The sequence below is a fragment of the Gloeomargarita sp. genome (assembly GCF_053491055.1).
The window spans coordinates 20,918-31,859 of sequence record NZ_JBRCEP010000018.1 but is presented as its reverse complement, the minus strand read 5'-3'; the positions used below and the strand labels follow the sequence as shown (position 1 = coordinate 31,859).

The 10,942-nt window shown below is 53.7% G+C and carries 13 protein-coding genes and 1 pseudogene; 10 read left to right on the top strand and 4 right to left on the bottom strand.

The window, feature by feature from the left end; all coding sequences use genetic code 11:
* Positions 1-234 precede the first annotated feature (234 nt).
* A complete protein-coding gene (locus ACWISF_RS01805; protein ID WP_448379883.1) occupies positions 235-591 on the top strand; it encodes a helix-turn-helix domain-containing protein in 357 nt (118 codons plus the stop codon).
* 402 nt (positions 592-993) lie between these two features.
* Here ACWISF_RS01805 and ACWISF_RS01800 read toward each other — a convergent pair whose 3' ends face one another.
* Positions 994-1,836 (bottom strand): RNA-guided endonuclease InsQ/TnpB family protein, encoded by an 843-nt coding sequence (locus ACWISF_RS01800; RefSeq protein ID WP_448379882.1) that lies wholly within the window; start codon positions 1,834-1,836, stop codon positions 994-996.
* Positions 1,837-1,871: 35 nt separating this feature from the next.
* On the opposite strand from ACWISF_RS01800, the gene tnpA reads away from it, so the two are divergent.
* Positions 1,872-2,306, top strand: a complete 435-nt coding sequence (tnpA, locus tag ACWISF_RS01795; RefSeq protein ID WP_448379881.1) for an IS200/IS605 family transposase — start codon at positions 1,872-1,874, stop codon at positions 2,304-2,306.
* 158 nt (positions 2,307-2,464) lie between these two features.
* On the opposite strand, the gene pth is transcribed toward tnpA, so the two are convergent.
* The gene (pth, locus tag ACWISF_RS01790) at positions 2,465-3,034 is read right to left on the bottom strand and encodes an aminoacyl-tRNA hydrolase (RefSeq protein ID WP_448379880.1); all 570 of its coding nucleotides are present in this window, start codon (positions 3,032-3,034) and stop codon (positions 2,465-2,467) included.
* An 11-nt stretch (positions 3,035-3,045) separates the two neighbouring features.
* Positions 3,046-4,170, bottom strand: a pseudogene (nrdJ, locus tag ACWISF_RS01785) (ribonucleoside-triphosphate reductase, adenosylcobalamin-dependent); the annotation flags it as partial.
* Between the two features lie 155 nt (positions 4,171-4,325).
* Between nrdJ and ACWISF_RS01780 the strand changes: the two are divergent.
* The 8 genes from ACWISF_RS01780 to ACWISF_RS01745 all read left to right on the top strand — a co-directional run bounded on the left by ACWISF_RS01780 (position 4,326) and on the right by ACWISF_RS01745 (position 10,517).
* Positions 4,326-4,529: a hypothetical protein gene (locus ACWISF_RS01780; RefSeq protein WP_448379879.1), complete on the top strand. Its 204-nt coding sequence runs from the start codon at positions 4,326-4,328 to the stop codon at positions 4,527-4,529.
* Positions 4,530-4,580: 51 nt separating this feature from the next.
* Positions 4,581-5,222: a DUF3318 domain-containing protein gene (locus ACWISF_RS01775; RefSeq protein ID WP_448379878.1), complete on the top strand. Its 642-nt coding sequence runs from the start codon at positions 4,581-4,583 to the stop codon at positions 5,220-5,222.
* A 114-nt stretch (positions 5,223-5,336) separates the two neighbouring features.
* Entirely contained in the window at positions 5,337-6,077 is a 741-nt protein-coding gene (locus ACWISF_RS01770; protein WP_448379877.1) for a response regulator transcription factor, read from the top strand.
* Positions 6,078-6,122: 45 nt separating this feature from the next.
* The gene (locus ACWISF_RS01765; protein ID WP_448379876.1) at positions 6,123-6,683 is read left to right on the top strand and encodes a photosystem I assembly protein Ycf4; all 561 of its coding nucleotides are present in this window, start codon (positions 6,123-6,125) and stop codon (positions 6,681-6,683) included.
* Positions 6,683-7,402 carry a peptidylprolyl isomerase gene (locus ACWISF_RS01760; RefSeq protein ID WP_448379875.1) on the top strand — a complete coding sequence of 240 codons (720 nt, stop codon included), beginning with the start codon at positions 6,683-6,685 and terminating at the stop codon, positions 7,400-7,402. Before ACWISF_RS01765 ends, ACWISF_RS01760 begins: the two co-directional genes overlap by 1 nt.
* 109 nt (positions 7,403-7,511) lie before the next feature.
* Positions 7,512-8,156: a DUF3386 domain-containing protein gene (locus ACWISF_RS01755; RefSeq protein WP_448379874.1), complete on the top strand. Its 645-nt coding sequence runs from the start codon at positions 7,512-7,514 to the stop codon at positions 8,154-8,156.
* A 3-nt stretch (positions 8,157-8,159) separates the two neighbouring features.
* Positions 8,160-9,245 (top strand): tRNA preQ1(34) S-adenosylmethionine ribosyltransferase-isomerase QueA, encoded by a 1,086-nt coding sequence (gene queA, locus ACWISF_RS01750; protein WP_448379873.1) that lies wholly within the window; start codon positions 8,160-8,162, stop codon positions 9,243-9,245.
* A 135-nt stretch (positions 9,246-9,380) separates the two neighbouring features.
* Positions 9,381-10,517: an LptF/LptG family permease gene (locus ACWISF_RS01745; RefSeq protein ID WP_448379872.1), complete on the top strand. Its 1,137-nt coding sequence runs from the start codon at positions 9,381-9,383 to the stop codon at positions 10,515-10,517.
* On the opposite strand, the gene ACWISF_RS01740 is transcribed toward ACWISF_RS01745, so the two are convergent.
* The gene (locus ACWISF_RS01740; RefSeq protein ID WP_448379871.1) at positions 10,514-10,849 is read right to left on the bottom strand and encodes an MgPME-cyclase complex family protein; all 336 of its coding nucleotides are present in this window, start codon (positions 10,847-10,849) and stop codon (positions 10,514-10,516) included. The two genes, ACWISF_RS01745 and ACWISF_RS01740, sit on opposite strands and share 4 nt — an antisense overlap.
* Positions 10,850-10,942: the final 93 nt, after the last annotated feature.

Below are 10,942 nucleotides of genomic sequence, written 5' to 3'. Positions count from 1 at the left end.
ATGTTCAGGCCAAAGCACTTTTGGGTTATTTCCGTAAGGCGCAAACCTTTTATCCATCCAAAGTCATGACAAAACATCACCCTGGTCAGGGAAGCCCAGCTACTCAACGGGACACCAGAACCATAACAAGCTCTGGATGAGACCCTTTACACGATGCAGAGGGCACTCCGCGCCGCTTAAGCGAATGGGCGAGATTATAGTCAAGCAGGGTAAGGTCGTCGTATTATAGGATAGATGCTGTGGAGAAAAGCGATGGCAAGACCATACAGTTACGATTTGCGTCAAAAAGCAGTCGAAGCAGTCTTAAAGGGGGCAAAACTAGTTGAGGTTAGTCAATTATTTGGTATGAGCATCAGAACCGTACAAAGATGGTTAAAAATGTGGTCAGAAACTGGTGATTATCGGCCGAAACAGAACGATCAAAAAGGTCATAGTGCTAAGCTTACTGATTGGGAGAGATTTCGCCAATTTGTCGAAGCAAATCCAGGGTTAACGCAAAAAGAAATGGGAGCCATTCTCGGTGTCAGTCATACAACCATTGGTCAAGCCCTGAAAAAAATCAACTTTACCCGTAAAAAAATACTCTTATGAAGAACAAAATGAAGAGGAGCGACAACAGTTTATCGAGATGATGAAAGAGGAAAAGGACGAAAATTTAGTCTATATTGACCAGTCTGGGATGGATAATCGAGATGTTTATGAATATGGTTGGGGGCTAAAAGGACAAAGAATACATGGTCAGCGACCTGGCAAAAAGAGAGAGAGAATAAGTATTAAGTATGATGAGTGGTTATAGCTAGGTAGGTTAAGGTTGTCGCCTGAAGATTCATGGCTACGCCATTGTGGGGTTACGCCCAGCGGCCTATGTCATGTCAACCTTTGCCTGCTTAGCTATAACACAATCTCCTCCTTGCAAGCCAAGTCTATGTTGACATATCCCCAAAAAGAGTAGCTGAGTTCATTGAAGTTCAGCGTTTTTCAGTAGATAGCTGATTAGAGGCATCCCTGTCTGCTCACCGCTTTGGACAGCTTGCGGTTTTTCATCATCCCTTGCACATTCAAGTCTTCCAAAACCACGGCTTGGTTCTCGCTCGTGAGTTTGGTTGACAGCTTGTGCAGGAAATCAGTCCGCATATCGTCAATACGACAGTGAAGTTTGGCAATTCGCAACCTGGTGCGCTTCCACCGATTTGAGCCTTTGACCCTCCGTGCCAATTGCTTTTGCAGTTGAGCAATCCGGTCATACAAAGGGGCGTAGTTAGGGCTGTGGTGCTTAGTCCCATCACTACAGGTAGCAAAGGTTTTGATGCCTAAGTCAACCCCAACGCTAGGAGATTTTGCCTTGATTTTGACTGGTTCCACCTCCACAACAAAACTGAGAAAGTATCGTTCTGCACTGTCTTTGATGACCGTAACAGAACTAGGCGAGCTTGGTAGAGGACGGCTCCAGATAGGCTTGACCACTCCTATCTTGGCGAGATACACTCCTTCTCCTTGCAGGGAGAACGCATCCCTCGTCAAGGTAGCCGATTGCCTAGATGCTTTCTTTTTGAACCGTGGTCGCCTTCCCAACTTCTGGAAAAAGCGCTTGTAGGCAGTATCTAGGTGTCTCAATGCCTGTTGTAGGGCAACACTTGACACTTCCTTGAGCCACCCCACTGAGCGCTTTAAGCCCGTCAGTCTTTGGGCTAGGGCGTTGTAGCCTAAGTACTTCCCCATCGATTGGCAATGGGCTAAAGCCTCATTCCAGACATACCGTACACAACCAAACAGTTTAGCCAGGCTGTTCTTCTGTTGGTCTGTCGGGTAGAACCTATATTTATATCGGGCTATCATGTGCTAACATTGAGTTGGTATGTTTATTCTAGCAGATGGAATTTAGAAAAGACCGCAACAGTGTATCCAGCTTGCAAGCCCATCTGGTCTTTGTCACCAAATACAGGCGGAAAATCCTGACTCAAGAGAGCCTAAGGTTGATAGAAGAGTCCTGCAAAGGTGTGGCAAAAAAGATGGATTTTGAGGTTTTAGAGTTTAATGGCGAGGCAGACCATATCCATCTTTTGATTGCCTACCCACCTAAGTGGTCTATTTCTGAAATGGTGAACGCCCTGAAAGGAGTTTCTAGTAGGAGATATGGACAGGCTAGGTTCCCAAAACCTTACGGCAAAACAGCTCTGTGGAGTCCTAGCTATTTTGTATCCAGCGTTGGTGGTGCTCCTCTCAATGTCTTGATTTCTTACATCAAAAACCAAGAAAAGCCGCCCTCTAGGCGTAGCCGTGCCGTAGGCATAAGGACGGGGTTTTAGACCCAAGTTTCTTGATAACTTGGCCGGTGGGGGAGTGGGATTACGCAGGGCCACCACCATCATCAGCAGCACCGGCACAGTAATTGTGATTGGAAATCCGGTGCCTTCGATTCTCAATTTCGTCGCCCCGACCGCCCAACGGTCTGCCCGGTCATTGCTCAGGGCAGGCGCCAGGCATTACACCCATTCATCGCCTGGTCTAAACCCTGTTTGCTTCCCAGTTCAACTACCTGCACCACCTGCGCCAAAATCACAGGCAATTTCTCTTTTTGTTCGCTATTAAATTCCTCCAGAACGTAATGGGCGCTATCTCCCACCAATGGACGACCAATCCCAATACGTAAACGGGGAAATTCCTGCGTGCCCAAATGCGCGATGATCGATTTCATGCCGTTGTGCCCCCCGGCAGAACCCTGTTTTCGCAAACGCAACCGACCAAACGGTAAATCTAAATCGTCGTAAATTACCAACACATGGCGGGGCAGAATTTTGCACCAATGGCACATTGCCTGTACCGCCTGTCCCGAATGATTCATGTAGGTATTGGGTTTGAGTAGGATGATGTCTTGGGCTTGGGCCACCCACCCGTGAAATTTGCTTTTTTCCTGCCAAGTGATCCCCCACTTTTCGGCCAGCATATCTACGGCCATAAAACCCACATTATGACGGGTAAACGCATATTTACTCCCCGGATTACCCAGACCGACAATCAACTGCCAAGGGGACATGAACAGATGATTTAACCCTGGGATGGTGTAGGTAATTCGCAGGTGATTCCTTCGCAGGCGGTAACTTGGGGAACCAAGGGCACATCCGGTTGGTCATAGCGACGCAACAATGCCCCAAAATCATCTAATTTCCGCCGTCGCAAAACATCCTGCATTAACTCCTCATACCGTTCTTTACTAATGGGTTCAAAGGGTAAACGGGGAAAGGTTTGCAAGGCATCAAAGCGGGATAACAATGCGGCGCTAATGTACCCCTCATCCTGTTGAATGGCTTGGTAAATACGGTCGGCCAATGCTTCAATTTCATGCTCCCGAAACTCAATCGTGGCGGAAGTGTTGTGCGTTGTGTAGTTCTGCTGGACATTCATGTAAAAATCAAATTGCGCCAGGGCGCTGAACTGACTAATATCAACTCCTGCTGCATCAGCAATATCGGCCCAGGAAACCGCCACCGGAATTTCCACCAACCATTCTTGGCAGCGGGGATCAAAAGGATCATTGAGTAAATTGCCCTGTTCATCCTTGTCCGATTGTCCCGGCACCACCGCGTACCCATAGTCCATACAGGCCAGCGCCACCGGGTCATTCTTGGCAAAGGTAATCCGGCGAATATAGCGCTGCGCTTTCGGGGGATGCCAACCGGGAGAGGCATTGGTGAGCAAACTTTTCGTGCCCGCAGGTTGTACCGTTGTACAGCGATTGGGTCGCCGCAGGCCATGCCGGTCACAGTAATCCCACACCACCCGATGCACCACATCCCGCCAAAATTGCAGATAATCTGCTTCTTTTTGCCGCAAAATCAAACCCAATTCATTCCGCGGGCGACCTGCTGCCCACCACTGCAACCATTCCTTACCAAACGTATGCACAAAAAAGTCAAACAACCCCGTAAAAGACACCCCCACAATCGGGTCAAGTTCGCGGGAATACTGGAATCGGGGTTCAACAAAACGGTGATGCAGGAGTGCCGCCACCGATAACGCCCCGGCGGTAAATGCTTTTTCCTGCTCCTCAAAGTTGTGGGGATCAATTTGATTCAGGTGAATTTCAGACAAGTTGCAGTGAAAGTCTGCCCCGATAATTTCACCGCAGGGGTTTAGCCCATAACGGCTCATGCGGTGGTCCAGTTCCGCTTCCAGTTCCGCATCGGCAGTTAGCAGCAGGTGTTCAGGGGTTTGGGTCATCAGGAACTCCCACAATGAGCAGTTTTCATGATATACCCCTGGGGGTACGACGCGATATAATCGCAGTTAAAGAGACCTAGGCAGCCGGGCAGCGGCTGGTTGCGTCTATGGCCACTTTGAGAATTGTACTTAACGACCAGGTGTTGGAGCCGGAATGGGTTTGCCAGAATTGCCCCCTTGCCAGTCACACAGGCGCGCCGCGTTGGTGGAGTGGGCGCCTAGGGTGTGGTCAGCCGGCGCAGCGGGGGGAGGCCCAGGAACCCCTAACGTTTGAATGTGCGATGGGGTTTCGGGTGGTGGCGCTCCGATGAGGCTCTGATTTGCCTATAGTGGAAATAACGACGATTTCACAGGGTTTGCGGATGCCTACCTACAGTGCGACTGCTGACGCCTACCAAGGGGAATTTCGCCGCCTGCAAGGATTGTTGCCGGGGGAGATGCGGGGCTGGGTGACGATTGTGCCCGCGACGGGGATGAATCCGCCGGTGATTACGTCTGAGGAGGTGGATAAAGACCAGGTGGAGGTGCAGATTGACCCGGTGCGCTGGGAGCAGTTGGCGCTGGATCAGAGAAATTTGCTGTTTTGGCATGAGGTCGCCCGCATTCAAAATGACAGTCTGCCCAAAGAGGGCTGGGAAATGGCGGCCCTGGCGATTGGTCTGGGGGGGACGGTCGGGGAACTGTGGGTGCAAGATACGCTGCTGTTGTTGCTGTCTTTGGGCTTGACGGGGTTTGCCGGGTATCGGCTGTGGCGACGGCACCAAAAACAAAACGCCCTGAAGTTGGCTTTCCAGGCGGATGAACGGGCAATTCAACTGGCAACGCAGTACGGCTATAGCCTTCCCAATGCCTACAAAAGCCTGGGCAGCGCCCTGAAATTGCTGGCGGAACAGACTCCTGACAAAGGCCGCCGCCGCCGTTACGAAGCCCGCCTGGAGGCGCTCAAACGCAGTGCGCAACGGGCGAAACAGGCCAGTCGCCACCGCGCGCAAGCGGAGTTTTAGGTATTTGTGCGAGAGTGAACTTGACACCTGCTTACAATGGGTAGTAAATAATAGTAGTGTGGTGATCTTTTGTGTGATGTTTTAATAAAAGGTTGTTTTTTTAATTGATGTTATATGCCTCGCATTTTGGTTATTGATGATGATGCTGCGATTACGGAGTTGGTCAGGGTCAACCTGGAGTTGGCGGGTTATGACGTGAGTGAGGCAAGCGATGGGGTCAAAGGGCAGGCGTTGGCGGTGCAGCTGCAGCCGGATTTGATCATGTTGGATTTGATGTTGCCCTGGGTGGATGGGCTGACGTTGTGCCAGCGGTTGCGGCGGGATGAGCGCACGCGGGATATTCCAATCCTCATGCTTACGGCCCTCAGCCAGACCCAGGACAAGGTGGAGGGGTTCAATGCGGGGGCGGATGATTACCTCACGAAGCCGTTTGAGGTGCAGGAGATGTTGGCGCGGGTGCGGGCGTTGTTGCGTCGCGCGGACCGGGTGCCTCAGGCGAACCACGGGGAGATTCTCAGCTACGGCCCCTTGACCTTGATCCCGGAGCGGTTTGAGGCGGTGTGGTTCAATCGCACGGTCAAATTGACGCATTTGGAATTTGACTTGCTGCATTGTCTGCTTCAGCGGCACGGGCAAACGGTCTCTCCCAGCGACATTTTGCGGGAGGTGTGGGGCTACGACCCCAACGATGATATTGAGACGATTCGGGTGCATGTGCGGCATTTACGCACCAAGTTGGAACCGGACCCCCGCCATCCCAAGTACATCAAAACGGTGTATGGGGCCGGGTACTGTTTGGAATTGCCGCCGGAGGGCAACGGTTTGCCCAACCAGAACCAGATGGCCGCTTCCTAGCAGGGGGCTGGTACGATAAAAGAGGTGGCGCGGGTAGGTGGTTCCATGACCGCGGAGACGGTTGCGGAAGGCTATTGGGTGGAACGGGTCAAGGGTACCCGGCGTTTGAGTAATTATTGGTGGGCGACGGTGGTGGGGCTGGGGGGACTGGGCTTTTTGCTGGCGGGGATTTCCAGCTATACCCAGGTGAATTTGTTGCCCTTTGCCGACCCTACCCAGTTGATTTTTATGCCCCAGGGGCTTGTGATGGCGGCTTATGGGGTGGCTGGCATTGGGTTGAGTGTGTTTCTGTGGTTGCTGATTTGGTGGGATGTGGGGGGTGGTTTCAACGAGTACAACAAGCAGACCAACCAGGTGAAAATTTTTCGCTGGGGGTGGCCAGGACCAAACCGGCGGGTGGAGTTGGTGTATCCTTTGGCGGAGGTGCAAGCCGTGCGGGTGGAGGTCAAGGATGGGTTTAATCCCAAGCGGGCCTTGTACTTACGCCTGCGGGGAAAGCGGGATATTCCTCTGACGGAGGTGGGGCGCCCCCTGGCGCTGTCGGAATTGGAGGAGCGGGCGGCGCGTTTGGCGCGGTTTTTGGCGGTGCCGGTGGAGGGGTTGTGATGGCGCGGTGGTGGTGGCTTGGTTTTGTGGTATTGTGGCTGCTGGGTTGTCAGGCCAACGCCGATAGCCTTACCCGTCCCCCCCAGCCGCAGGAGATGGCCATGAGTGCGAATTGCAATATCCCGCCGGAGTTGGTAAAGCCGTTGCAGGGCTATCCCTGTTTGCGGGGCAAAGCGACGGTGGAGTTGGTGGTCAACGGCAAGACCATTACCCTGGAGGTGAATGGGGAGGATGCGCCGGTGACGGCGGGGAATTTTGTGGATTTGGTGCAGCGGGGTTTTTATAACAATTTGACGTTCCACCGGGTGGTCAAGGAACCCCAGCCGTTTGTGGTGCAAGGCGGCGACCCCCAGGGGAACGGCACGGGTGGTTTTGTGGACCCCCAGACCCAGCGGGCGCGGCTGATTCCTCTGGAAATTAAGCCGGTAGGGGCGGCACAGGCCCTTTATGGCCGCACGTTCCCGGAACAGAACATTCGCCAAGCGCCAAAGCTCCGTCACCGTCGGGGGGCGGTGGCCATGGCCCGTGCGCAAAACCCTAATTCGGCCTCTTCCCAGTTCTACATCACCCTGGCGGACACCAGTTTTTTGGATGGGAACTATGCGGTCTTTGGCTATGTCACGCAGGGGATGGAGGTGGTGGATCAGATTAAACAGGGGGACCGGATCACCAGCGCCACGGTGCGCCAAGGATTGGAGAATCTGACGACGATTAAGTAATTCCAGAAGGGGCGTCTGGGGGATGGGGTGGACAACGGGCACGGCGCAGTTTCGGATTTGCGCCGGCGATATGACACAATAGAACGGTAATGGGAGCAGCTTGGTGCTTATGACGGTCGCCCTCGATGCCCGTGACCTGTTTCGGCGGGCTTATGAAAACCGCTACACCTGGGATGAGCAATTCCCCGGCTATACGGCTCGGGTGTGCTGGCGAAGGGGGGAACAGCAGGTAACCGCCCAGGTGCGGATCGAACGGGATTTATCCGTGGTGATTGAGGGGTTGTCGCCTGACCAGCCGCCGTATAAAGAATTGCTGGGGTTGCTGCGGGATGTGGTCACCCACCGGCAACGGCGGGATTTTGCGACCGCACATGGGCAGAATGAATTTACGGCTGAAGCGCCCCTGCCGGATGGCAGCGTACCGATTCGGGTGACGGGGGATGCGATGGGTTCCCACTACCGGGTGCGGGGGCCGGTGATTACCCAGGTGTGCCGGGTCATCGGCGGCAGCGCCTTGACCATTGATACCCTGTCGGTGGAACAGACGGCGCAGGGCTATTTCCCGCTGCACTATCGGGTGCAATTGGCGGATGCGGCCACCGGGGCACCCCAACAGGTGATGGACATTCGCGAGCGGTATGCTTTGGTAGATGGCTATTACCTGCTCCAGGAACGGCGGCAAACGGCGACCCAACAGGGGGTGACCACGGAAACGGTGATTGAATTTACGGATTTGCAGTTGTTGGCGGCCTAACCGATGCCCTTTGCGGCGCATCCCCCCTGTCCTGGGGATTGGGAATTAGCCAATTACCATTACTCCCTGCCCCCGGAACTTATTGCCCAGTCTGGGATGGTGCCCCGAGACCATGCCCGTTTGTTGGTCGTTTACCCTGACCACCACGAACATCGGCGGTTTTATGAGTTGCCGGAATTGCTCCACCCAGGGGATTTGTTGGTCTTAAACAATACCAAAGTCCTGCCGGCCCGCTTGCTGGGGACGCGTCCAGGGGGGGGGTTGACGGAATTTTTGCTGTTGGAACCGGGGGAAGCAGCTTGCTGGCGGGTGTTGGTACGTCCGGGGCGGCGGGTGGGGGTGGGCACGGTGGTACGGTTTCCCACGGCAGGACCAACCCGCCTGCTGGGGGTGGTGCAGGGACGGGATGCCAGCACGGGTGGGCGGTGGGTGCAATTCCAGACCCCGGCTGGGCAGGTCATTGACCAAACAGCACTACTACCATTACTCCACAAGCTAGGGGAATTGCCCCTGCCCCCCTACATCCACCACTTTCAGGGCGACCCCAACCAGTACCAAACCGTCTATGCCCAGGTGGAGGGTTCGGTGGCGGCGCCCACGGCGGGATTGCATTTTACCGAGGAATTACTGCAAACGTTAGCGGCGCAGGGGATTGACCAGGCGATGGTGACGCTCCATGTGGGCATCGGTACATTTCGCCCGGTAAGTACTGCAGATGTCCGACAGCATCAATTGCACAGCGAATGGGTGGAAGTCTCGCCAAAGACGGTGGCGCAAATTCGCCACACCCAAGCCCAGGGCGGGCGGGTGATTGCGGTGGGGACGACGGTGGTACGGGCGTTGGAAGGGGCAGCGCAGGGGGGCCAATTGCAGGCAATGACCGGCAAGATTGACTTATACATTTACCCGGGCTACACCTGGCGGGTGATTGATGGGTTGATTACCAATTTCCATTTGCCCCAGTCGAGTTTGCTGTTGTTGGTGAGTGCCTTGATTGGCCGGGAGCGGTTGTTGCAGCTTTATCAAGAGGCAATCCGGGAACGCTATCGGTTTTATTCCCTAGGGGATGCCATGATCATTTTGCCCTAGGATGCCCACCGTCATTTCTGGGAACATTTTTCGCCATGTCCCTATCCTGATGTCCCAACCATGAATGGATATGACACACTAAAATAGGCGCTCCTGACACTGGCCATGGCAACAGTGGTTTTTTCCCCCAAGCGCGTGTGGAAATCTCTGCACTTTGTGGTGCAGCAAATTCCTGTGCTGGATCGTTATTTGTGGCGGTTATTTCTCACCCCCTTTTTATTTGGCATGGGCGCTTTTAGTTCCATCGGTTTATCGGTGGGGGCGTTGTTTGAAACGGTGCGGCGGGTGGTGGAATCCGGGTTGCCCCTGACGGTTGCCTTGCAAGTCTTGGCCCTCAAAACGCCCTACTTTATTGGTTTGGCGTTTCCGATGGCGACCCTGTTGACCACGTTGCTGACCTTTAGCCGTTTGGGCGCCAATAGCGAGTTGGTGGCGTTGCGGGCCTGTGGGGTCCAAGCCCGCCGTTGGGTGATTCCGGCCCTCCTATTTAGCCTCGTTACCACTGGCTTGACTTTTGTGGTGAATGAAGTGGTGGTGCCCGTGACCAATTATCAGGCAACGGTGATTGTGCGGCAGGTGTTGGATCAGGAACGTCCGCGGGTGGAACGGCGAAATATCATCTATCAGGAATTTGACCTAGAAACGGGCAAAAAATTGCAACGCCTGTTCTATGCCAGCCGTTTTGATGGGCGCTATATGCGGGGGTTAACGGTACTGGATTTTTCCCAGGAAGGACTACAACAAATTTTGAGTGCCGAAATGGGCTTTTGGAACCCAGAACGCCAAACCTGGGAGTTTCACAATGGCACGATTTATCTGGTGGCTGCCGATGGGAGTTACCGCAATATCATTCAATTCAACAAACAGGAAATCACCTTGCCCCGTGCCCCTTTGGATTTGGCAACCCAGCAACGCACCCCCGACGAAATGAGTATTCTGGAGGCGCAGGATTATTTACGCATCTTAGAGCGCAGTGGCAACCTCACCAAAATTCGCGAGTGGCAGGTGCGGATTCAGCAGAAAATTGCCATTCCCTTTATCTGTTTGGTGTTGGGATTGGTGGGCACGGCTTTGGGGAGTTTACCGCGTCGCACGTCGGGGGGATGGGCATTTGGCCTAAGCGTAATCATTATTTTTATCTACTACCTGTTGATGTTTATCGGCGATGCGCTCAGTCAAGTCGGCCTGTTGGCGCCGGTGGTAGGAGCTTGGTTTCCCAATATCTTAGGGTTGCTCACCGGCATTTATCTGCTGCACCGAGCCGACCGTTAAACACTCGCCAGGGGGTCAGGAATGCTTGCGGAAGGGGCGGTAAAACTGCCCGTTAAAACAAATTCCAAACGCAGTTTCAAAAAAGTGGCAAATTCTCGGTTGGTGGTCACGACGGCTGCTGCGGGTTGGGGACATTTGGCCTTCACTTCCGCCAATTCTGGAGCCTCCAAAAACGCCGGTCGTTTCACCAGAAAAAAATCAATTTCTTTGCCCTTTTCCTGATAGTGACGGGTGCGCTCCCGCAAGACTTCCTCAAGGGGTTCTATCTCCGTGAGAAATTTTTCGCTGGCGAGGACGTAGTAATAGGTGGTAGGGGTTGGGGATGGTGCCATAGGTCAGCCTACATATCCTCCAGATGCTGGCCTCACCCATTATCTCAAAAATGATGGCCACCTGCTTGGGAAATGATTTTTTTGCCCATCAAC

What these genes read in the sequence shown, in the direction of transcription:
- ACWISF_RS01740 (WP_448379871.1), bottom strand. Translation starts at nt 10,849, where the DNA reads ATGGCACCATCCCCAACCCCTACCACCTATTACTACGTCCTCGCCAGC.
- ACWISF_RS01770 (WP_448379877.1), top strand. Translation starts at nt 5,337, where the DNA reads ATGCCTCGCATTTTGGTTATTGATGATGATGCTGCGATTACGGAGTTG.
- tnpA (WP_448379881.1), top strand. Translation starts at nt 1,872, where the DNA reads ATGGAATTTAGAAAAGACCGCAACAGTGTATCCAGCTTGCAAGCCCAT.
- ACWISF_RS01805 (WP_448379883.1), top strand. Translation starts at nt 235, where the DNA reads ATGCTGTGGAGAAAAGCGATGGCAAGACCATACAGTTACGATTTGCGT.
- ACWISF_RS01775 (WP_448379878.1), top strand. Translation starts at nt 4,581, where the DNA reads ATGCCTACCTACAGTGCGACTGCTGACGCCTACCAAGGGGAATTTCGC.
- ACWISF_RS01800 (WP_448379882.1), bottom strand. Translation starts at nt 1,836, where the DNA reads ATGATAGCCCGATATAAATATAGGTTCTACCCGACAGACCAACAGAAG.
- ACWISF_RS01780 (WP_448379879.1), top strand. Translation starts at nt 4,326, where the DNA reads ATGGCCACTTTGAGAATTGTACTTAACGACCAGGTGTTGGAGCCGGAA.
- ACWISF_RS01765 (WP_448379876.1), top strand. Translation starts at nt 6,123, where the DNA reads ATGACCGCGGAGACGGTTGCGGAAGGCTATTGGGTGGAACGGGTCAAG.
- queA (WP_448379873.1), top strand. Translation starts at nt 8,160, where the DNA reads ATGCCCTTTGCGGCGCATCCCCCCTGTCCTGGGGATTGGGAATTAGCC.
- ACWISF_RS01760 (WP_448379875.1), top strand. Translation starts at nt 6,683, where the DNA reads ATGGCGCGGTGGTGGTGGCTTGGTTTTGTGGTATTGTGGCTGCTGGGT.
- ACWISF_RS01755 (WP_448379874.1), top strand. Translation starts at nt 7,512, where the DNA reads ATGACGGTCGCCCTCGATGCCCGTGACCTGTTTCGGCGGGCTTATGAA.
- pth (WP_448379880.1), bottom strand. Translation starts at nt 3,034, where the DNA reads ATGTCCCCTTGGCAGTTGATTGTCGGTCTGGGTAATCCGGGGAGTAAA.